19 protein-coding genes and 1 pseudogene are annotated in these 21,342 nt (G+C 60.5%); 12 read left to right on the top strand and 8 right to left on the bottom strand.

Annotation, left to right across the window (positions count from 1 at the left end; all coding sequences use genetic code 11):
• Positions 1 to 29: 29 nt before the first annotated feature.
• From CS390_RS16515 to CS390_RS16505, 3 genes are all read right to left on the bottom strand, one after another.
• A complete protein-coding gene (locus tag CS390_RS16515; protein ID WP_099775379.1) occupies positions 30 to 1,295 on the bottom strand; it encodes an OprD family porin in 1,266 nt (421 codons plus the stop codon).
• 108 nt (positions 1,296 to 1,403) lie between these two features.
• Positions 1,404 to 3,071 carry a cation acetate symporter gene (locus CS390_RS16510; RefSeq protein ID WP_177442413.1) on the bottom strand — a complete coding sequence of 556 codons (1,668 nt, stop codon included), beginning with the start codon at positions 3,069 to 3,071 and terminating at the stop codon, positions 1,404 to 1,406.
• Positions 3,068 to 3,394, bottom strand: a complete 327-nt coding sequence (locus CS390_RS16505; protein ID WP_065760128.1) for a DUF485 domain-containing protein — start codon at positions 3,392 to 3,394, stop codon at positions 3,068 to 3,070. Before CS390_RS16505 ends, CS390_RS16510 begins: the two co-directional genes overlap by 4 nt.
• Positions 3,395 to 4,078: 684 nt before the next feature.
• On the opposite strand from CS390_RS16505, the gene CS390_RS16500 reads away from it, so the two are divergent.
• Positions 4,079 to 5,485 (top strand): LLM class flavin-dependent oxidoreductase, encoded by a 1,407-nt coding sequence (locus tag CS390_RS16500; RefSeq protein ID WP_099775378.1) that lies wholly within the window; start codon positions 4,079 to 4,081, stop codon positions 5,483 to 5,485.
• A 68-nt stretch (positions 5,486 to 5,553) separates the two neighbouring features.
• On the opposite strand, the gene CS390_RS16495 is transcribed toward CS390_RS16500, so the two are convergent.
• A complete protein-coding gene (locus CS390_RS16495; RefSeq protein ID WP_065760126.1) occupies positions 5,554 to 6,798 on the bottom strand; it encodes an acyl-CoA dehydrogenase family protein in 1,245 nt (414 codons plus the stop codon).
• Between the two features lie 402 nt (positions 6,799 to 7,200).
• On the opposite strand from CS390_RS16495, the gene msuE (CS390_RS16490) reads away from it, so the two are divergent.
• The 7 genes from msuE (CS390_RS16490) (at position 7,201) to CS390_RS16460 (ending at position 14,310) form a co-directional block, all read left to right on the top strand.
• Entirely contained in the window at positions 7,201 to 7,764 is a 564-nt protein-coding gene (msuE, locus tag CS390_RS16490) for an FMN reductase (RefSeq protein ID WP_099775377.1), read from the top strand.
• A gap of 32 nt (positions 7,765 to 7,796) precedes the next feature.
• Entirely contained in the window at positions 7,797 to 8,888 is a 1,092-nt protein-coding gene (gene sfnG, locus CS390_RS16485; protein WP_099775376.1) for a dimethylsulfone monooxygenase SfnG, read from the top strand.
• A 13-nt stretch (positions 8,889 to 8,901) separates the two neighbouring features.
• Positions 8,902 to 10,062, top strand: coding sequence for an AMP-binding protein (locus tag CS390_RS16480; protein ID WP_099775375.1), 1,161 nt, complete (start codon positions 8,902 to 8,904; stop codon positions 10,060 to 10,062).
• Positions 10,063 to 10,077: 15 nt separating this feature from the next.
• Positions 10,078 to 10,869, top strand: a complete 792-nt coding sequence (locus CS390_RS16475; protein WP_065760122.1) for an ABC transporter ATP-binding protein — start codon at positions 10,078 to 10,080, stop codon at positions 10,867 to 10,869.
• Positions 10,870 to 10,939: 70 nt separating this feature from the next.
• On the top strand, positions 10,940 to 11,821 hold the full coding sequence (locus CS390_RS16470; protein WP_099775374.1) for a branched-chain amino acid ABC transporter permease: 882 nt from the start codon (positions 10,940 to 10,942) through the stop codon (positions 11,819 to 11,821).
• A gap of 11 nt (positions 11,822 to 11,832) precedes the next feature.
• A complete protein-coding gene (locus tag CS390_RS16465) occupies positions 11,833 to 12,900 on the top strand; it encodes a branched-chain amino acid ABC transporter permease (RefSeq protein ID WP_099775373.1) in 1,068 nt (355 codons plus the stop codon).
• An 84-nt stretch (positions 12,901 to 12,984) separates the two neighbouring features.
• A complete protein-coding gene (locus tag CS390_RS16460) occupies positions 12,985 to 14,310 on the top strand; it encodes an ABC transporter substrate-binding protein (RefSeq protein WP_099775372.1) in 1,326 nt (441 codons plus the stop codon).
• Between the two features lie 122 nt (positions 14,311 to 14,432).
• Here the strand turns inward: CS390_RS16460 and CS390_RS16455 are convergent, their stop codons facing one another.
• Genes CS390_RS16455 through msuE (CS390_RS16445) form a run of 3 tightly spaced genes read right to left on the bottom strand, consistent with a single transcriptional unit; the run spans position 14,433 to position 17,391 of the window.
• On the bottom strand, positions 14,433 to 15,620 hold the full coding sequence (locus tag CS390_RS16455; protein WP_099775371.1) for an acyl-CoA dehydrogenase family protein: 1,188 nt from the start codon (positions 15,618 to 15,620) through the stop codon (positions 14,433 to 14,435).
• Positions 15,621 to 15,663: 43 nt separating this feature from the next.
• The gene (gene ssuD / locus CS390_RS16450) at positions 15,664 to 16,818 is read right to left on the bottom strand and encodes an FMNH2-dependent alkanesulfonate monooxygenase (protein ID WP_099775370.1); all 1,155 of its coding nucleotides are present in this window, start codon (positions 16,816 to 16,818) and stop codon (positions 15,664 to 15,666) included.
• A gap of 9 nt (positions 16,819 to 16,827) precedes the next feature.
• Positions 16,828 to 17,391 (bottom strand): FMN reductase, encoded by a 564-nt coding sequence (msuE, locus tag CS390_RS16445; protein ID WP_065760116.1) that lies wholly within the window; start codon positions 17,389 to 17,391, stop codon positions 16,828 to 16,830.
• Here msuE (CS390_RS16445) and CS390_RS16440 point away from each other — a divergent pair.
• Positions 17,390 to 17,656 carry a hypothetical protein gene (locus tag CS390_RS16440; protein ID WP_099775369.1) on the top strand — a complete coding sequence of 89 codons (267 nt, stop codon included), beginning with the start codon at positions 17,390 to 17,392 and terminating at the stop codon, positions 17,654 to 17,656. The genes msuE (CS390_RS16445) and CS390_RS16440 overlap by 2 nt on opposite strands.
• A gap of 36 nt (positions 17,657 to 17,692) precedes the next feature.
• Positions 17,693 to 19,147, top strand: a complete 1,455-nt coding sequence (locus CS390_RS16435; protein WP_099775368.1) for a TrkH family potassium uptake protein — start codon at positions 17,693 to 17,695, stop codon at positions 19,145 to 19,147.
• A gap of 119 nt (positions 19,148 to 19,266) precedes the next feature.
• On the opposite strand, the gene CS390_RS16430 is transcribed toward CS390_RS16435, so the two are convergent.
• Complete coding sequence (locus CS390_RS16430) at positions 19,267 to 19,581, bottom strand: helix-turn-helix domain-containing protein (RefSeq protein ID WP_099775367.1); 315 nt, start codon at positions 19,579 to 19,581, stop codon at positions 19,267 to 19,269.
• Between the two features lie 304 nt (positions 19,582 to 19,885).
• Between CS390_RS16430 and CS390_RS25725 the strand changes: the two are divergent.
• Positions 19,886 to 20,050: pseudogene (locus CS390_RS25725) on the top strand (PAS domain-containing protein); the annotation flags it as partial.
• A 159-nt stretch (positions 20,051 to 20,209) separates the two neighbouring features.
• A complete protein-coding gene (locus CS390_RS16425) occupies positions 20,210 to 21,334 on the top strand; it encodes a methyl-accepting chemotaxis protein (protein ID WP_371918269.1) in 1,125 nt (374 codons plus the stop codon).
• Positions 21,335 to 21,342: the final 8 nt, after the last annotated feature.

Here is a 21,342-nt window from a genome sequence, read left to right as displayed (position 1 = left end):
GTTGCCGCTTCAGGTGATGGCCGCGGCCGTTACCACAGCGCGATGCTGTAGCTCAGGATCAGGCGGTTCTCGTCCAGCTTGTTGCCAAAGTGGCTGGTGCGCACGGTAGCGTTGCGCCATTTGATGCCGAAGTTTTTCAACGTACCGCTCTGGACCACATAGCCGATATCGGTATCGCGCTCCCATTCCTTGCCTTCAGGCTTGCCGGCGCCGAGGTCGATGTTGTCGCCCTGCAGGTAGCGGGTCATGAATGTCAGGCCGGGAATGCCCACGCTGGCGAAGTTGAAGTCGTAGCGCGCCTGCAAGGACTGTTCGTCCTTGTTGGCGAAGTCACCGATCTGCACGAAGTTCACCAGGTATGCGTCGGCGCCGTTGATGTAGGCAAAACCGGTGTCGCCGCTCATGCGCTGGTACCCCAGGCCAAAGGCGTGGCCCTGGATACCGTAGGTGAACATTGCGCCGAATGCCTTGTTGTCGACGTTGCTGCCACCCTCATCAAGGGAGCGGGCGAAACGCAGGTCGCTTTTCAGCGATTGCCCTTCACCCAGTGCCAGTATGTGGTTCAGGCCAAGGAAATGCTGGCGGTAGAAGTTGTCCAGCCCGCCGTAGCCATAGGTGGTGTTCAGGCTGTCGCTCCACTTGTAGGTGAGGTTGGCGAAGTTGAACTGGTCGCTGGTGGTGCTACGGGCCTTGATGTTCTTCGCCCCACCCGTGGTGATGGCCATGTCTTCATAGTCGGTGGAGTCGCGCTGGTTCACCTGGCGCACCTGACCGAGGTCGACGTTCAGCTTGTCGATTTCCTGCGAGTTCAGTTGCCCGCCCTCGAAGGTTTGCGGCAGCAGGCGGGAGTCGTTTGCCATCAGCACTGGCAGTTTGGGTAGCAGCGTACCGGCTTTCAGTACGCTCTTGGAGACGCGTACTTTGGCGGTCATGCCCAGTTCGCCGTACTCGTCCTGAGCGCGGTGTGGTGCTTCGCGGTCACGTTGCAGCAGGCCGCTGCCGCTGCGATCCGGGCTTGAATCGAGTTTGACCCCGAGCAGGCCGATGGCATCGACGCCGAAGCCGACCGTGCCTTCGGTGAAGCCGGACTCATAGCGTAGCAGAAAGCCCTGGGCCCATTCCTCAGCCTTGTTTTGAGGCGCGTTGTGCTGGCGAAAGTCGCGGTTGAAGTAGAAGTTACGCAGCTCCAGGTTGGCTTTGCTGTCCTTGAGAAACTCTGCGTTGGCAGGTGCGCAGAGGCCGGCCAGCGTTGCCGAAACCAAAAGGCGGGTAGCGATGGGATGCGTGCGGTACATGGTAAAGCCCTTTTATTGTTATTGAATGGGGTACGGCATGGCCTGCACCGGTCGCGGTTGCGATCGGTGCAGGTGGTTGCAGGTGATACGGTCAGCGGTTTACGCGGATCAATGGGCGACTGCCGTGGCGGCACCCAGGCCGGTCTGGGCACGTACGAACTGGTCGTCGAATGCGGCACGTTCGCGGGCGGCTTGCGCACTGCGGTCGAGCTTGGACACCAGCACGATCACCAGGAAGGCCAGTGGCATGGAGAACAGGGCCGGGTGGTCATACGGGTAGATCGCCTGCGCATTGCCAAGCACCGACACCCAGACCGCAGGCGACAGGATCACCAGGGTCAGGGCGGTGAACAGGCCGACGAAACCACCGGCCAGGGCGCCCTTGGTGGTCAGGTCTTTCCAGTACATGGCCATGATCAGTACCGGGAAGTTGGTGGAGGCGGCGATGCCGAAGGTCAGGCCCACCAGGAAGGCGACGTTCTGCTTCTCGAACAGGATGCCCAGGAGGATGGCGATGATGCCCAAGCCGACCGTGGCGATACGGGTTACGCGCATCTCGTCTTTTTCGCTGGCGGTGCCTTTCTTCAGTACGGTGGCGTACAGGTCGTGGGAGATCGCCGACGCACCGGCCAGGGCCAGGCCCGACACGACGGCCAGGATGGTGGCGAAAGCCACGGCCGAGAGGAAGCCGAGGAACAGGTTGCCACCCACGGCCTTGGCCAGGTGCATGGCAACCATGTTGCCGCCGCCGATCAATGCGCCTTTGAGGTCGCCGCCGACATAGAACTGCGGGTCAGTGCCGACGATCACAATCGCGGCATAACCCAGCACCATGACCACGAGGAAGAAGAAACCGATGAAGCCGGTGGCAAAGAACACCGACTTGCGGGCTTCCTTGGCGTTCGGCACGGTGAAGAAGCGCATCAGGATATGCGGCAGGCCGGCAATACCGAACACCAGGCCAAGCGACAGCGAAGCTGCGTTGATCGGGTCGGCGAGCATCGAGCCGGGGCCCATGATGTTCCAGCCCGTAGCGTGGGCTTTAACCGCGCGGGTTGCCAGGGTTTCAAAGCTGAAGCCGAACTCGGCCATGGCCAGCAGGGCCAGGGTCGTGCCGCCGGCCAGCAGCAGTACAGCCTTGATGATCTGTACCCAGGTGGTGGCGATCATGCCGCCGAAGATCACATAGACCAGCATCAGCACGCCAACCACCATCACGGCGGTGGAGTAGTCCAGGCCGAACAGCAGCTTGATCAACTGACCCGCGCCGACCATCTGCACGACCAGGTAGCAGCACACCACGGTGAGCGAGCCGAAGGCTGCGAAGGTGCGGATTTTGGTCTGGTCCAGACGGTACGAGACGATGTCGGCGAAGGTATAGCGCCCCAGGTTGCGCAGGCGCTCGGCCATCAGAAAGGTGATGATCGGCCAGCCGACGAAGAACGCCACGGTGTAGATGAAACCGTCATAGCCTTTGGCGAAGACCAGGCTGGACAAGCCCAGCAGGGTGGCCGCCGACATGTAGTCACCGGCAATCGCCAGGCCGTTCTGGAAACCACTGATGCCGCCGCCAGCGGTGTAGAAGTCCGAGGTCGACTTGGTTTGCCGTGCAGCCCACCAGGTGATCATCAAGGTGCCGAGGACGAACACGAAGAACATGCCGATGGCGTGGAGGTTGATCGGTTGTTTTTCCGCCACGACGAGGGGGGCGGCAAAGGCTGCGGCCGGTGCCAGCAGCAGGCTGGCAAGGCCAAGGGAGGCGAGGCGACGGCTCATTTCAACTCCTCCAGCAGGTCGGCACTCAGTGCGTCGAAGCGGGTGTTGGCGCTGCGCACGTACCAGCCGGTGAGCAGCCAGGACAGCACGATGATTGCCGCCGCGACCGGGATCCCTACCGTCAGTTGGCGGCCTTCGGCCAGAGGGGCATGCAGTACGTGCGGGTAGAACGCGACCACCAGCATGAACAGGTAGTAGGCGCCCAGCACGGCGGCACTCAATGACCAGGCCAGGCGCGAACGGCTGCGTACCAGGCGTTGGAATTTGGGGTTGGCGCGGATGCGGTCGCAACTCTGCGCATGGGACAGCTCAGCGTTTTTCATCGGTGTGGCTCCTTGTTTTTTTTATTGCCTGGTGTGCCCTGCAGCCGTTTTTTGGGTGCACGGCGTCGTGGCGATGGGCTGCAGCTTTTCGCCAGGAAAAACGGGTAAGCGTCGAGTGCTGTGTTACGCCGGCGGAATCATGTCGCGCAGCGTTTCAGCTCACTCGGAATCGACTGATCAAAACGGGGGAATGTGGGAAAAGCCGGCGCCAGGTTCGCTCGGGTAGAGCGTATTGAAGGTAATAAGACGCGCGCGTGCAGGGACTGGTCCCTGTGTGAAGATCGACATAACTGGCACCCGGTGGCTGATTATTAGCTCTTGATGTTTGCTGCACCCTTGTCGGTGGGAAGCAGCGCAGATGGCTCCGCGCACCTTATATAACAATGTCGGTCAATTATGGAAGTACTACCTGCGTTGTATAGTATTAGTACTATATGTTTTGCCTCTAAAATTCAGGGTTTACAGCTTCCACCCGGCACGTGCTGTCTTGCTGCAAACACATGGTCTTGCTGTTGTCTCACGTACAGTGGATCAACAAGGTGTCGCCGGTTACACAGGCATTCGATCGTTTTGTTTGTATAAGTTATTGATAATAAAGAACTAAGTAGCTGGCATGGTTTGTGAGACGTACTCGGCAAGAGCGCCTGATGTGGCGTAGAACTTGTTGCGTACTGGAGAACTCCCATGCCCCGTGAAATTCGTTTGAATGCTTTTGAGATGAACTGCGTCGGTCATCAATCTCCTGGCCTCTGGGCGCATCCCCGGGACCGTTCCTGGCAGTACAAGGACCTGGAGTATTGGACCGACCTGGCCAAGTTGTTGGAGCGTGGCCGTTTCGACGGCATTTTCATCGCGGATGTCATCGGTATCTACGATGTGTTCAACGGCAATGGTGATGCGGCGATCCGTCAGTCGACCCAGGTACCGGTCAACGATCCGCTGGCGCTGATCACCCCGATGGCGCTGGTGACCGAGCATCTGGGTTTCGGTCTGACCGCGTCGTTGAGTTTCGAGCACCCCTATCCTTTTGCCCGCCGCCTTTCCACCCTCGACCACCTGACCAAGGGGCGTATTGGCTGGAACATTGTCACCTCGTACCTGGACAGCGGTGCGCGTAACCTCGGGCAGAAAGCCCTGAGCGATCACGATGCCCGTTACGACTATGCCGACGAGTACCTTGAAGTGCTCTACAAGCTGTTTGAGGGCAGTTGGGAGGAGGGTGCGATACAGCGTGATCGTGAGCGGCGTATCTTCAGTGACCCGAGCAAGATCCATGGCATCAAGCATGCCGGCAAGCATTTCCAGGTTCCGGGCATTCACCTCTGCGAGCCGTCGCCCCAGCGCACCCCGGTGTTGTATCAGGCGGGAGCCTCCAGCCGTGGCAAGCAGTTCGCGGCGGAGCATGCTGAATGTGTGTTTGTTGCATCTCCGTCGAAAATCTTGCTGAAGAAGACCGTGGCGGACATTCGTCGGCGTGCTGCCGAAGCCGGTCGCGATCCGCGCAAGGTGCTGGTCTTCAACCTGCTGACGGTGATCGTCGGCGAAACTGATGCCCAGGCCCAGGCCAAGTGGCAGGACTACAAGTCGTACACCAGTTATGAAGGCGCTCTGGCCCTGATTTCGGGCTGGACCGGCATCGACTTTTCCGAGTACCAACCGGATCAGGTCCTCAAGCACATCCATACCAACGCTATTCAGTCGGCGGTCGAAACGTTCTCCACGGCCGACCCGAACAAGCAATGGACCGTAAAAGAGTTGGCCGACTGGGTGGGCATTGGCGGCTTTGGCCCGCTGTTGGTGGGCAGTGCGCAAACAGTGGCGGATGAGTTGCAGGCATGGGTTGAGGAAACCGACGTGGATGGTTTCAACCTGGCCTATGCCCTGGCTCATGAAACCTTCTCCGATGTGGTCGAGCTGTTGGTGCCAGAGTTGCAGAAGCGTGGTGTCTACAAGACGGAGTACGCTCCCGGCACCTTGCGCGAAAAACTCTTCGGCGAAGGCCCGCGTTTGCCGCAGAACCATCCTGCTGCCGATTACCGCGATCTCGCCGCGCTGGCGGCACGTGAAGAAGACGCTTCAGTACTGGCCTGATCCCGGCGGGATAACAGGCCACGATGATTGAGCCGCCCCCTCGTCGATGTGACGAGGGGGCGTTTGCATTAGCCCTGTTTAGCACCACCACCGATCTGCCAGACATACGGTGGTTCGGTGCCGTTGATCTCCCAGTCACCGATGATCCGTTCCTTGTAGATCAGCGGGTTGTGCGAGGCGGCGGTGCGGGCGTTGCGCCAATGACGGTCGAGCAGTTTGCTGGTGCTGGTGGCTGAAGCGCTGAGGGCGTTGAACAGGTCGCTGGTGGCGCGCAGGACCAGCTCGGCAATGACGACCTGGCCTTGAGCCGACTCCAGTTCGGCGGCGATGTTGGCTGCGCGCTCAGCTTCAGCATCATTGCCAAAGTGGCTCTCGTAGGCGCGCTGCGCGGCAGCGGCAGCACGCAGTGCCGTGGCTTCGGCGGCATAGGCCTGGGCCGAAGCCTTGCCGACCACCTGCTGAACCTGGGCATCGTCACTGGCCGCGGCAGCATTGCCCGTGCTGAAAATGCGCGTGCGTTTGCGCACTTCTTCGGCGATGTCGCGCACGGCTGCGCGACCGGAGCCTGCCAGTACCGCCAGCAGTACCAACTGATAGAACGCTGTCTGGTACTTGAAGCGGGTGGCGAAGTCGAACAGGTTTTCGTCTTCGACCACAACGTTATCGAACACCGAGGTGCCGCTGCCAGTGGTGCGCTGGCCAAAACCGTCCCAGTCGTCGCTGAGGGTAATGCCGGGTTGCTGGACACGAACCGCAGCGATGACATCACCGCCAGTGTCGTCACGTTGGGCATAGAGGTCGATCCAGTCGGCAAAGATACTGCCGGTGCTGTAGTACTTGGTGCCATTGACCCGCCACTGATCGCCTTGGCGCGAGACACGGGTAATCACCTGCCCCAGCTTCACGGCGCCTACTTCGGTCCAGGCATTGCCCACCAGGTCGCCGTCGAGAAAACGTTTGAACCAGACGTCCTGTGGCGTGTTGGCGTGAGCGTTGAGGCGATCTTCGACAAAGGCGAAGTGGCCGCGCAGGGCTTGCGGCAGGTTGGAGTCGGCTTCGGCCAGTTCGATCAGCAGTTGGAACAATTGTGGCAATGAGGCGCCGGCGCCACCGTATTGCACCGGTACGCGCACGGCGCCAAAGCCGGCTTCCTTGAGCCATTTTACCGGCTCGTAGGGCAGGCTGCGGGTGCGCTCGCGTTCGAGGGCGCCGGCGGCGATGCGGGTGAAAATCGGCCGGAATCGCGCAGCCAGTTGCTCATAGTCGGTTCCGGTGGAGAGGGGGTGCGGAATGTGCTGTTGCTGGGCAGTCATGCTGTCGCTCCTGTGAGGGCATTAAACAAAGCCGCGAACCGGTCCGGTCGCTGTCCTACGGTGTAATGCACAGGCCATGCCCAGCATGGAAGGCCCCGTAATCCGTGGTGTCTGGCACGTTTTGGCTGCTTTTTGATGTCGGCTGGCGGGCACGTTGTGGAACTGCTGCTGCCCAGGCAACAGCTGCGTCAGGAGGGTGTGCAGGCATGTCGGCAATGGCCTGCTGCGCGCAAGTGTTTGCCCGGCAACAGATGATCAGCAGCTTGCCTGCTGCGGTACATCGGGCGATGTTCGCTGATTTCTGTTAAATCATTGAAATATAAGGAATTAATGCAGTGGCACAGTTGCTGCTATAGCCCTTGTGTGGATGCCGCGGTGGCATGTCCAGGCAGGGGTCGATCAATGAGCAGAATACTGAAAGTCGTCGCAGTCTCGGGGAGCGTGCAACAGCCCTCACGTACCTTGGTGCTGCTTAACGCGCTGGTGGCAGAGCTGGCGCAACAGGTGCCCATTGAGCTGCAACTGATTGAGCTGGCCAAGGTCGGCCCGCAATTCGCCGGTGTGCTGCGCCGTGAAGATTTGCCCGCCGCGGTACAGGCAGACCTGCAGGCCATCGAAAGCGCCGATTTGCTGATTGCGGCAACCCCGGTGTACCGCGCGTCCTATACCGGTCTGTTCAAGCACCTGTTCGACTTTGTTCATCACGAGGCCTTGAAGCAGGTCCCTGTGCTGTTGGCCGCCACCGGTGGTTCGGAGCGCCATGCCCTGATCATCGACCATCAGCTACGACCGTTGTTCGGCTTTTTCCAGGCGCTCAGCCTGCCAGTTGGCGTGTACGCCGCAGAAGCCGATTTCGATAACTACCACATCAGTAACACGCAGCTGCGCGAGCGTATCGAGCGGGCGGTCGAGGCTGCGGTCGCAAGCCTCGGCCCACGTTTTCAGCGCAACGCCAGCGCAGCCTGATTCAGCCCTTTCAACTCAATGGAGTACCTGCAATGAGCCAAGAACAGATCAAGTTTGCCTATTGGGTGCCTAACGTCAGCGGTGGTCTGGTGGTCAGCAAGATCGAACAGCGCACCAGCTGGGACATCGACTACAACCGCAAGCTCGCGCAAATCGCCGAGAACGCCGGCTTCGAGTATGCGCTGTCGCAAATCCGCTTCACCGCCGGCTATGGCGCGGAGTACCAGCATGAATCGGTCACGTTCAGCCATGCACTGCTCGCCGCCACCACGCGCCTGAAGGTGATTGCTGCGGTACTGCCAGGGCCTTGGACTCCGGCGTTGTTGGCCAAGCAGATTGCGACCATCGATCACCTGACGGGTGGGCGGGTGGCCATCAACGTGGTGTCGGGCTGGTTCAAGGGTGAGTTCACCGCGATCGGCGAACCGTGGCTGGAACACGATGAACGCTACCGTCGTTCGGAAGAGTTCATCACTGCACTCAAAGGTATCTGGACCACCGACAACTTCACCCAGCGCGGTGACTTCTATCGCTTCCATAACTACACCTTGCGGCCCAAGCCACTGCAGCAGCATCCAGAGATCTTCCAGGGTGGCAGCTCGCGGGCCGCTCGCGATATGGCGGCACGGGTGTCTGACTGGTACTTCACCAACGGCAATACCGTAGACGGCATCAAGGCTCAGGTGGATGACATCAAGGCCAAGGCTGCGGCGAACAACCATACGGTCAAGGTCGGTGTGAACGCATTCATCATCGCCCGCGACACCGAGGAAGAGGCCCGCGCGGTACTCGCCGAGATCATCGACAAGGCCGATCCGGAAGCGGTCAACGCCTTTGGCGATGCGGCGCGGCAAGCCGGCAAGGCCAGCCCGGAAGGCGAAGGCAACTGGGCCAAGTCCAGTTTCGAGGACCTGGTGCAGTACAACGATGGCTTCAAGACCAACCTGATTGGTACGCCGCAGCAGATCGCCGAACGCATCGTCGCTCTGAAAGCCGTGGGGGTGGATCTGGTGTTGGGTGGTTTCCTGCACTTCCAGGAGGAAGTCGAGTACTTCGGGCGCAAGGTACTGCCATTGGTCCGTGAACTGGAAGCCCGGCGTTTGGTCGACAAGGCCGTAGCCTGAGGCGGGAGTCGTTATGGTTCAGTTTGCGCAACACAGCCCTGATGCCCCTGGCACCTTGCCTGAATGGTTGCAGCGACAGGCGGCTGACCACGGTACACGTCTGGCCCTGCGGCACAAGCATCTGGGTGTCTGGCAGGTGCGTACCTGGCAGCAGTTGGCAGATGAAGTCCGTCGCTTGGCCTCGGCGCTTCAACTGCGTGGTTTTACCGAGGCGAACACCCTCGTGGTGTTGAGCCGTCCACGCCCGGAAGCCCTGATCGCGGCACTCGCTGCGCAATGGTTGGGCGGTGTTGCGGTGTTGTTCGATCCGTTGCAGGGCGGTGCTGCTCAGGTTGAGTTGTTGCGTGAGCTGAACCCTGGTTACTTCTTTGCTGAAGGCGCTGAGGAACTGGCGCAGGTCGGTGCGGCGAATCTGAATGCTGCTCTGCTGTTTTATGCCGATGGTCGAGGCTTGGCCGCCGAGCATGCAGAAACAGCGCTCGATTATGCCGTGCTTGTGGCACGGGCGGCCGACCCGGCGCTCAAGCTGAAGGCGCGCACGGAGCGCAGCGCCTTCATCTTTTACCGTTTGCATGAGGGCCAGCACATCGAATTGCAGCGCATCAGCCATGCAGAGCTGGTGCGCGAAGGGGCGCGTCTGGTACAGCTTGAACACCTTGGGCCGGGCGAGGAAGCACTGGCCGCCCGGGCCTTTGCCGCCAGTGGTCAGGCGCGCTACTTGCTGGCGCCGTGGCTGATTGCCGGGTTTCGCCTGAACTTCCCCGAGAGCCTGCACACCCGTGACCGCGATCGCCGTGAGCTGGGGCCAACCTTGGTGGCCGGGACCCGGGAGACCTATGGCCGTTTGCACCAGGAGGTGCTGGCACGTCTGCCTGAGGAGGGCACCTGGCAGCGGCGGCTGGTGGATTGGGCGCTGGCGGCGCAGCCGGGCGTACTCAGGCGTGTGCTTGGTTACTGGCTGGTGAGGCGTGCGCTGCGCGACATCCTTGGCTTCAGCCGCATACAGGCACCGTTGTTGGTCGGGGAGCCGTTGGCAGAACCAGCGCAGGCCTTTTTTGCCGCGCTGGACATTCGTGTGCGGACCTGGCCAGACCCCGCACGTTGGCAGGTGGCGCCGAGTGAGCCTGCCAGCCGTATCAGTGGTTGGATTGACGACCATCCACAATTGGCTTGATGAGGAGAGCGAACGATGTCCACAAGCCACTCTGCTGTTCCGGCGCCGCTACTGGCGCTGGACAATATTTCCCTGTCCTTCAAGGGCGTCAAGGCGGTTACCGGCATCAGCTTTTCGGTCGCGCCCGGTGAGATCTGCGCCTTGATCGGGCCTAACGGTGCCGGCAAGAGTTCGTTGTTGAATGTGATCAACGGTGTGTACCAGGCACAGGAAGGCCACATTCATTTTGCCGGCCAGGTGCGGCGCCGCATGCGTCCTCACGACGCGGCGCAACGCGGTATCGCCCGGACCTTTCAGAACATCGCGCTGTTCAAGGGCATGACGGTACTCGACAACGTCCTGACCGGGCGCAACCTGAAACGGCGTAGCACTTGGTTGGAGCAAGTGCTGCGGGTGGGGCGAGTCGCGGCTGAAGATGACCTTCAGCGCGCTGCGGCAGAACGGGTCATTGCGTTTTTGCAGATCCAGCCGTGGCGTGATGCGATTGTCGGCACCTTGCCCTACGGTTTGCAAAAGCGGGTTGAGTTGGCCCGTGCCTTGGCCGCGGAACCTACCTTGCTGTTGCTGGATGAGCCAATGGCCGGAATGAATGCCGAAGAGAAGGCGCAGATGAGCCGTTTCATCGTCGACATCAACCGCGAATTCGGTACCACCGTGGTCTTGATCGAGCACGACATCGGCGTGGTCATGGGCATTTCGCACCATGTGGTGGTGCTGGACTACGGCCGCAAGATTGGCGATGGCCCGCCGGATCAGGTCCGGCAAGACCCTGAGGTCATTGCTGCTTACCTCGGTACCCGACACTAACGCGCGTTTACGTGTTTGCCGTCCTGCGTTGGGCGGTTGGCTTCGTATTGCCCGAAAAGCAGGAAACGACATGGATTTTTTCTTTGAAGTACTGATCGGCGCTTTGCTGGCCGGGGTGATGTATGCCCTGGTGGCCATCGGGTTTGTGCTGATCTACAAGGCCTCCGGCGTGTTCAATTTCGCTCAGGGCGCGATGGTGCTGTTCTCCGCGCTGACCTTTGTCAGTTTGCTGGAGCGCGGGTTGCCGTTCTGGTTGGCGTTTGTGGTGACCCTGGCGGCGATGGTGCTGTTGGCCCTGGCGGTTGAGCGGGTGGTGCTGCGGCCGTTGGTCAACCGCTCACCGATCACCCTGTTCATGGCCACGCTCGGCCTGTCGTACATGATCGAAGGTTTTGCCCAGGCGCTGTGGGGCGCGCAGGTGCACGGCCTTGACCTGGGCATCAGTGATGAGCCGTTGGCGTTGGGCGGCATGTTGCTGTCTTCGTTCGACCTGTTTGCGGCAGCCACGGCAGCGCTGCTGGTACTGGTGCTGTCATTGCTGTTCAGCAAGACCCGTATTGGCCTGTCGTTGCGGGCCGTGGCCGACGATCCCGTCGCAGCCTTGGCCGTGGGCATTCGCTTGCAGCACATCTGGGCCGTGGTGTGGGCCGTGGCAGGGTTTGTCGGCCTGGTCGCCGGGCTGCTCTGGGGCGCTCGCCTGGGCGTGCAGTTCTCCCTTTCGCTCATCGTGCTCAAGGCCTTGCCGGTACTGATCATTGGCGGGTTCACCTCGATCAGTGGGGCGATTGTCGGCGGCTTGATCATCGGCGCAAGCGAGAAACTTGCCGAGGTCTACCTCGGGCCGTTCGTGGGCGGGGGGATCGAGAACTGGTTCCCCTATGTCCTGGCGTTGCTGTTTTTGCTGGTGCGTCCAGCCGGATTGTTTGGCGAACGTGCCATTGAGCGGGTTTGAGGGAGAGTGCCATGTTGTACAACGAAGCCGGTCAGTTCAGTACCCGTTACGCCCAGGATCGTCGAGTGTTCCGCTTGCGTCAGGATCGCCACGCATTGCTGGCGCTGCTGCTGTTTGCCTTTGTGGCGGTGCCTTACCTGGGCAATGACTACTGGTTCAGTGCCATCCTGATTCCTTTTCTGGTGTTGTCGCTGGCCGGGCTTGGGCTGAATTTGCTGACGGGCTATGCCGGGCAACTCTCCCTCGGTTCGGCGGCCTTCATGGCGGTAGGGGCCTTTGCTACCTACAACATCGAACTGCGAGTACCGGGTTTGCCGCTACTGCTGAGCCTTGTGCTGGGCGGCGTTTGTGCGGCCCTGACGGCGTTGCTGTTCGGTTTGCCCAGCCTTCGCATCAAAGGCTTCTACTTGCTGGTGTCCACCCTGGCTGCGCAGTTTTTCGTGCAATGGGCGTTGACCAAGTTCAGCTGGTTTTCCAATGACAGCGCCTCTGGGGTGATCAGTGCGCCGCCGCTACACCTCATGGGGGTCGATTTCAGTTCGCCGGCGGGCCGTTACCTGTTCACGCTTGGGGTGGTCGTGGTGCTGTTCTGGCTGGGCAAAAACCTGGTGCGCAGTGAGTTGGGGCGTAACTGGATGGCGGTGCGCGACATGGACACTGCCGCTGCAATCATCGGTATTCCGCTGCTCAAGACCAAGCTGCTGGCCTTTGCCATCAGCGGCTTTTTCCTCGGCATTGCCGGCGCACTGTGGGCCTTCACCTACCTGGGTACGGTAGAGCCGCATGGCTTCGACCTGAACCGCTCATTCCAGGTGTTGTTCATCATCATTATCGGTGGCCTGGGCAGCTTGCTCGGCAACTTCCTCGGTGCAGCGTTCATCGTGCTGTTCCCGATCCTGCTCTCGAACCTGGCCGGGCTGTTGCCTGCGGGCCTGATCGATGCCGGGCAGGTCGAGAACCTGCAAAAGATGGTGTTCGGCGCACTGATCATCCTTTTCCTGATCAAGGAACCAGAGGGGCTGGCGCGCCTCTGGCAACGCTTTCGCGAGCGCGCACGGCGATGGCCGCTGCGCTACTGAGCGAATCCCTGCAGGCGGAGCGTGCTCCGCAGTTCACCCTTCAGGCGCAAGCCATAGCTCAACGATTCGACAAGGAAACACGCGATGTTCAAACGATCTTTGCTCAGCAGCCTCGCGCTGGCCGTGAGCTTGAGTGCCACTGCCTTCATCGCCAAGGCCGATGGCGAGCAGTACTTCCCGCTGCAAAGCTACCGTGTTGGCCCTTACGCGGCAGGCGGTACCGGGTTCTTTGGCGGGTTTATCGATTACCTCAAGTACGTCAACGCCAATGGTGGGGTCAATGGCGTCAAGTTGACCTGGAGCGAGTGCGAAACCGAGTACGTGGTGGAGAAGGGCGTTGAGTGCTACGAACGCCTGAAGAACGGTTTGAACGGGGCGCCGGCCGCTGCGACCAACCCGCTCTCGGTAGGTATTGCCTACGCCACCCTGGACCGCTCGACGGCAGACAAATTGCCCTTGATCACCATCAACCACGGGCGCACGGACTCTACCGATGGCAGCGTGTTCCCCTATGCCTTCCCGTTGCAACTGAACCCGTATTCCGAAGTGTCGGCGATCATCAACTACATCGGCCAGCAGTCGGGTGGCCTGGACAAGTTGAGTGGCAAGAAGATCGTCACGCTCTACCATGGTTCACCCTATGGCAAGGAGACCAATGAGGTGCTGCAGGCGCTGGCCGACAAGTATGGCTTTACCCTGACCTTGCTGGAGGTGCCGCACCCTGGCAACGAACAGCAATCGCAGTGGCTGAACATCCGTCGCGCCAAGCCGGACTGGGTCATTCTGCGAGGCTGGGGTGTCATGAACCCGGTTGCCTTGAAGAGCGCGCAGAAGGTCGGCTTCCCGGCGGACCGAATCATCGGCAACATCTGGAGTAACTCCGAGGAAGACGCCGCACCGGCAGGGGCTGCAGCCAAGGGCTTCATCTCGATTACCACGCACCCGTCCGGGACCACGTTCCCGGTGACGCAAGGGATCAAGAAGGACGTTATCGATGCCGGTCATGGCGACCTCGCCGATCCAAAGCGTTTCGGGACCGTCTACTACAACCTGGGTGTGGTGAACGGCATCCTCAACGTCGAGGCGGTACGCCTGGCGCAGGAAAAGTACGGCCACAAGCCGTTGAGCGGCGAGCAGGTGCGCTGGGGCTTTGAGCACCTGAAGCTGGATGAGGCGCGGCTCAAGGAACTGGGCGCGCTAGGCCTGGTGCAACCCCTGCAACTGTCCTGCTCCGACCATGAGGGCGGCGGTGCCGTGCGCTTCCAGCAGTGGGATGGGGAGAAGTGGAACCTGATCAGCGATTGGGTGCAGGCCGACCGCGCACTACTGCGGCCAATCATCGAAGCTTCTGCACAAAAGTACGCGAAGGAGAAAGGCATCATCCCGCGCGACTGCAGCAAAGACTCCTGATGCTGCATCGACACCGGGGCACATGTGCCCCGGTGTTGTTCCGGTGGTGTTGTCCCGGTGTTGTCTGGGGCAACGACCGGGTCGCCGTTGATGAACCGCTGCGAAGACGCGAGGCCACCACCCTAGGAGTAGAACGTCGGGGTTGGCAGTTGAGCATTCAGCGCCCAGTCACCCAGCTCTTGCAGTTTGTAGTCCACAGGATCATGCAGAGACTGTGTGCGCAGGTTGCGCCAGTAGCGGTCGAGGCGCAGGGCCGCGTGGGTGGAACGGGCACCGGTCACTTCAAACAAGCGGCTGGTCAGGTCCAGGCCGATGCGTGTTGCCGCCACCTTGGCGGTTGCGATGGCGACGGCCAGTTCACCGCGTTCTACGCTATGCAGTTGATGCTCCTTGCGCCAGGCCTGATCGAGCAGCGCGTTCGCCCGTTCGGTGAGCAATCGCACGCTTTCCAGGCCGACCCAGAACTCGCCATAGTGGCCGAGGATGTAAGGGTCTTCGTTGGCGTGTTCAACCTTGGCCTTGAACCACGGGCGGGTTTCCTTGAGGGTGTAGTTGCGGGCTTCGACGAAGGCGCCTTCGGCAATGCCAAGGAACATGTTGACGAAGGTGAGCTGCGCGATCAGCGGGCGCAGGCAGGCGAAGGGCGTGCTCAAGGGGCCGGGTTCGAGCAGCAACTCGTTTTCCTCGACCCGTACCCGTTCAAAGGTCGCACTGCCACTGTCGGTTTGCCGTTGACCAATGTTGTCCCAGTCTCCGTGCAGGGTGATGCCGGTGCGCCCGCTTGGGATGGCGGCAATCAGCAGTTTGCCCTGGGTGGACTCATCCAGCGCCGAGGCAATCAGCATTTCCGAGTCGGCCGAGCCCGAGCAAAAGCTTTTACGCCCCGAGAACTCACGCCAACCGGCGAGTTTTTTCGAGACGGTACGGGTATCCAGCGGGTTGAGGGCGTTGCCCCAGAACCAGTTGTTGCGTGCTGTCAGCTCGAACCACGGTTGCCATTGGTCTGGCCGGGAGAACAAGCGCACAGTAGCCAGCATCAGGTGCTGGAAGCCAAAGACGTGAGCGATCGAGCTGTCGACCTTGGCAAATTCGCGAACGATGTTCAGCGTCTCTGTCCAGTTGGCGCCCAGGCCGCCGTATTGCGTCGGAATGATCAAGCCCAGCAAGCCGCTTTGGCGCAGCGCATCGCGCTCGGCTTTCGGTGTGCCGCCGAGGCGGTCACGTTCCGCGGCGCTTTCGGCGAAGGTGCTGGCCAGCGCTTGGGCAATCTGCAGTGGCGTCAGGCGTGCGGATTGATGAATAGCAGTCACAGGCTGTCCTCATCGGGGGGGAGGGGGGCTTGAGGCGCGACCATCAGGCTGGTTGCGCGGTTGCCTGGGTGGGCAGCACGTCGTTGGCGATCATTTCGCCAAAGGGGCCTGAGAGGTTGGTGACACCGCGGCCTGCCAGGCTCGCATAGGGCTCCGGCAGCAGCGGAAAGACCAGTTCGGCAAAGCGATAGGCCTCTTCCAGGTGTGGGTAGCCGGAGAAGATGAAGCTCTCGATGCCGAGGTCGGCATATTCCTTGATCAGCCCGGCCACTTGTTGCGGGTCACCGACCAGGGCCGTGCCTGCACCGCCACGCACCAGGCCAACGCCCGCCCAGAGGTTCGGGTAGATCTCCAGTTGGTCACGCCGACCACCATGCAGTGCGGCCATGCGCCGTTGCCCCTCGGAATCGAAACGCGAGAAGGACTGCTGCGCGGCGGCAATGGTTTCGTCGCTGATGTTGGCGATCAGCTTGTCGGCTGCTTGCCAGGCTTGTTCGGCGGTCTCGCGGACAATCACATGCAAGCGAATGCCGAACTTCACGGTGCGCCCGTGTTTGGCTGCGCGGGCACGGACATCGGCGATCTTTTCGGCGACAGCCGCCGGTGGCTCGCCCCAGGTCAGGTAGACATCCACCTGCTCGGCGGCCAGCTCGTGGGCCGCGTCGGAAGAGCCGCCGAAATACAGCGGTGGATAGGGTTTTTGCACGGGCGGGTAGAGCGCCTTGGCGTTTTGCACTTGCAGGTGCTTGCCGTCATAGTCCACGGCTTCGCCCTGCAGCACACGCCGCCAGATATGCAGGAACTCGCCACTGGCCTCATAGCGTTCACTGTGGCTCAGATGCAGGCCATCTCCACGGTTTTCGTCCGGGTCACCGCCGGTTACCACGTTGATCAACAGGCGACCTGCGGACAAGCGATCAAGGGTCGCGGCCATGCGTGCAGAGACCGTCGGCGAAATGATCCCGGGGCGGATCGCTACCAGGTAACGCAGGCGTTCGGTCAGCGGTACCAGGGCAGAGGCCACCACCCAGGAGTCTTCGCAGGAGCGTCCAGTGGGTATCAGTACGCCGTAGTAACCGAGGCTGTCGGCGGCCTGGGCCACCTGTTTGAGGTAGGGCAGGGTGACGGGGCGGGCGCCCTCACTGGTACCCAGCAAATGACCGTCGCCGTGGGTGGGCAGAAACCAGAAAACATTCATGTCGGCGCCTCAGGCAATTTTACGTAGAACAGCGCGGTGGCCGTTGAGCTGCTCGGCAGCTTTTTCCCCGGCCAGGCGGATACGAGCCTGCAGGGCCGTGCTGGTGATCTGGTAGTTGCTGAAATCGGCTTCAGCGGCGTAGACCCCGATCGGCAGGGTGACCGACTGGAAGAAGCTGAACAGCGGGCGCAGTTGGTGGTCGATGACCAGCGCATGGCGTTCACTGCCACCGGTTGCGGCGAGCAGTACTGGCGTATCAATCAAGGCATCCTGGCCAATCAGGTCGAACAGGTGCTTGAACTGGCCCGGGTAGGTGCCACGGTAGACGGGGGCCGCGACGATCAGCAGGTCGGCGGACTCGATTGCGCGCAGCTCATGCTCTACGGTTTCCGGCAGCTCTTTACGCGAGAGTGCGCCACCCAGTGGGCGGACGATATCCCCCAGTTCAATGACCTTGCTCTCGATGGGCAGTTGTTGCGCCAGTTCAGCCAGGATGGCCTGGGTCAGAACCAGTGTGCGCGAAGGGCGGAACGTGCCACCGGAAACGGCGACGACTTTGATTGGAGTGCTCATGGCTACAGGCCCGTTGCTGTTGAAGGTGCAGGGGCAGGAGCAAGAGTTGTTCCATGTGTTGAAAGTCTTTATTTATCAGCTTGTTATGAGCTTTTTGCGGGGTGCTCAAGTGTTGCTTGAAGTGCGCCCTGTTGAATGGCTGTTGCTGGGCCAACAGTTTCGCTGCTGTTGTTGGCGCAACAGTGGCTGCGCGGGCGGTGGCAGTATGAGGCGTGAAGCCACTGAATTTTACGGATTCTTTACGCGTCTGTGTGCTGCGCTATAACGATACTTGCGCGCGCCATTCAGTCAGAGCCCATACATGTCAGTTGCCAGAATCCGCTTGATTGGTTTCATCCTCGGTGTCTTCCTCATCACCCTTGCGGTGAGCATGACGATCCCTCTGTTCACCTTGATGCTTTATGAGCAGCAGGACGGGCTTTCTGCATTTGTCCGTTCAGGTGTCATCACCTTTCTCACCGGTATTGCGCTGGTCGCACAAGGGCGTCCCGAGGACGCTCATTTACGCCCGCGAGACATGTATTTGCTGACGACGGCCAGTTGGGTCGTGGTCTGTACCTTTGCGGCGCTGCCGATGGTGTTCATACGGGATATCAGCTACACGGATGCGTTTTTTGAAACGATGTCGGGTATCACCACCACCGGTTCGACCGTGCTGACCGGGCTGGACACCGCGTCTCCGGGCTTGCTGATCTGGCGCTCGATGTTGCATTGGTTGGGCGGCATCGGCTTTATCGGTATGGCGGTAGCGATTCTGCCGTTGCTGCGCGTCGGGGGGATGCGCTTGTTCCAGACCGAGTCGTCGGACTGGTCGGACAAAGTGCTGCCACGCTCCCATGTCATGGCGAAATACATTCTGCTGGTCTATGTCGTGTTGACCGGGATTGGCTACCTGGCGTTCTGGTGGGCGGGGATGACGCCGTTCGAGGCGATCAACCACTCAATGTCACTGATATCCACCGGTGGCTTCTCGACCTCGGACAGTTCGTTGGCGCACTGGTCGCAGCCGGCCATTCACTGGGTCGCGGTAGGGGTGATGATCCTCGGCAGCTTGCCCTTTACGTTGTATGTGGCGGTGCTGCGGGGCAATAGAGGCGCCTTGTTCAAGGATCATCAGGTACGTGGCTTCATTGGCTTTCTGGTGTTGACCTGGCTGCTGGTCGGCACCTGGCTGCATTTCAACGGGCCATATGGATGGTGGGAGGCGGTGCGCCTGGTGGCAGTCAACGTCACATCGGTGGTCACTACAACGGGCGTTGCGCTGGGTGACTACACCCTGTGGGGCACATTTTCGGTGTTGTTCTTCTTCTACCTGACGTTCGTCGGTGGTTGTTCGGGATCAACCGCCGGTGGTTTGAAGATCTTTCGTTTTCAGGTCGCCGGCCAGTTACTGCATAGCAGCCTGTCGCAACTGATTCACCCGCGCGCAACGATTCGCAGCAAGTACAACGGCCATCCGCTGGATGAAGACATCGTGCGTTCGCTGCTGACCTTCTGCTTTTTCTTTACCACCACCATCGCCGCCATTGCGCTGGGGCTGGCCCTGATCGGCCTGGACTGGACCATTGCACTGACCGGAGCGGCGACGGCCGTCTGCAATGTGGGGCCTGGGTTGGGGCCGGTGATCGGGCCGGCCGGTAACTTCTCCTCACTGCCCGATGCTGCGAAGTGGCTGCTGACCGTGGGCATGCTGCTGGGGCGTCTGGAAATCCTCACCGTTCTGGTGCTGTTCACACCGTCGTTCTGGCGCTTCTAGAAACGCGGGGCGCTGCCAAGCCTCAGCCCCCATCTGGGGGCTGAATCAGATATACTCCGCGCCCCTAAAATGGGGCAGCGCTGTTTAGCGATAAGCCTGTCTGCTTGCTGTTGCTGGCGTTAACGCCTGGACAGGGCCATATCGACCGCCGCGATCAGCTTTCCCAGGTCTTTTGGGGGGGCTTTGTGTACGACGTTGAACAGATAGGCTCTTTGCTCGTCTTCATCGCCCAACTCCGAGAAAAAAGCTTTCAGCTTTATACCCAGCACTTCGGCAAATTTGAACAGTGCTTCAACGCTTGGGGTGTAGGAGCCGGTTTCAAAGCGGCTGATGGTTTTGGGATCAAAACCGGTTTTCTCGCCGAATTCAGCCTGAGTAAGCCCTGCCACCTTGCGGTAGCGCTTTATGGCTGAACCCAAACCTGAAATTGTCATCGCTTAATTCCCATTTAGAATCAAGAACTTAACGGTATTTGGTCGAGCTAGGCAACGCCAGATTCTGTAACATTACTGTCATAAACGTGATGTAATTCGTAGAATTGGATTGTCAGACAAGAGTCTGAATGCCTGGTTCAACATGGACTGGATCCAGGATTACGACCGCCACTAACGGAGTTCTAACGTGCGTCTCAATTTGCCGGTAACCTCTGTCGAACAGACGTTTCCGGAACATCAACGCCTTGTTTCCGCAACCGATACCACCAGTAAGATCACTTACTGCAATGCCGAATTCGCCGCCATGAGCGGCTTCAGTCAGGCAGAACTTATCGGTAGTACCCACAACCTTGTACGTCACCCGGACATGCCGCCAGAGGTGTTCCAGCAGATGTGGCAGTACCTCAAGGCCGGCCAGAGCTGGATGGGGATCGTCAAGAACCGCTGCAAGAACGGCAACTTCTACTGGGTCAGTGCCTACGTCACGCCGGTGCTCGAGGACGGGCGCCTGGTGGGGTACGAGTCTGTGCGGGTCAAGCCAACCCGCGAGCAGGTGCAGCGTGCCGAGACGCTGTATGCGCGTTTGCGTGAAGGCAAGCCCGCCGTGCCAGTGCTGCGCCGCGCTGCGGTGATCGGCAAGGTACTGGCGTTGCCGGTGCTGGCTGCCGGGGTTTCCATTGTGCTAAACCAGGCCGCTCCCGGTCTGCTTGGCCAGGGCGCCACGCTTGGGCTTTTCGGGCTGGTTGGTCTCTATGGCCACAGCCGCCTTGGGCGCGAGCTCAAACAGATCGTGCAGTCTACGCCCAATACCTTTGCTGACCCGATCGTTGCAATGACCTACACCGATGCCGTGGGGCCGAGCGCTCAATTGCAGATGATCCTGATCAGTGAAGAGGCGCGGTTGAAAACAGCCCTCACACGTTTGAGCGATCTGGCCAGGCAGATGGCTGAGGCAGCGACCGATTCCAGTCGGTTGTCCAGCAGCACGGAGTCGGCGTTGCTCGAACAGCGTGCCGAAACCGACATGACGGCAGCGGCCATGACCGAGATGGCCGCGTCCATCGCTGAGGTCGCCCAGCATGTGCAGCAAACGGCAGGTGAAGCGCAAACCGCCAACCTCTTGGCCGATCAGGGCAGTCAGGTGGCCGGTACCACCCGCGAAGCGATCCAGTTGCTGGCCAGTACGGTCACCCAGATCAACCAGGCAGTCGGAAACCTGGCCGGGCAGACCCAGGACATCATGATGGCTGCGAGCGTGATCCGCTCGATTGCCGAACAGACCAACCTGTTGGCGCTCAACGCTGCCATTGAGGCCGCTCGCGCCGGCGAACAAGGGCGCGGCTTTGCGGTGGTGGCTGACGAAGTGCGGGCATTGGCCGGCAAGACCCGTCAGTCGACCCTGCAAATTCAGGGCGTCATTGAAAGCCTTCGTACGGGTGCGGAGGAGGCCGTGAGCATCGCCAACCTGGGTATTCAGGAAGCAGAGCAGGGGGTTGCGCAGGTGCTGGAAGCACAGCGTGCCTTGCAAGGTATCCGCGAAGCCGTAGAGCGTATCAGTGACATGAGCCATCAGATGGCTGCTGCTTCTCAGGAACAGTCAAATGTCGCCGAAGATGTCTCGCGGCAGATCAATACGGTAGCCAGCACGGTGCAGAAAACCGCGCAGAATGCCAATGCTGCGGCGACACGGGGCGGTGAATTGGAGCGCATTTCTTCGGGCCTGCGCGCTCTGGTCGAGCGATTCAATCGATAGCCGGCAGG

The sequence above is a fragment of the Pseudomonas sp. HLS-6 genome (assembly GCF_002753995.1).
Classification (GTDB): domain Bacteria; phylum Pseudomonadota; class Gammaproteobacteria; order Pseudomonadales; family Pseudomonadaceae; genus Aquipseudomonas; species Aquipseudomonas defluvii.
The sequence above is the reverse complement of the archived record's forward strand: the minus strand, read 5'-3'. Positions and strand labels throughout refer to the sequence as shown.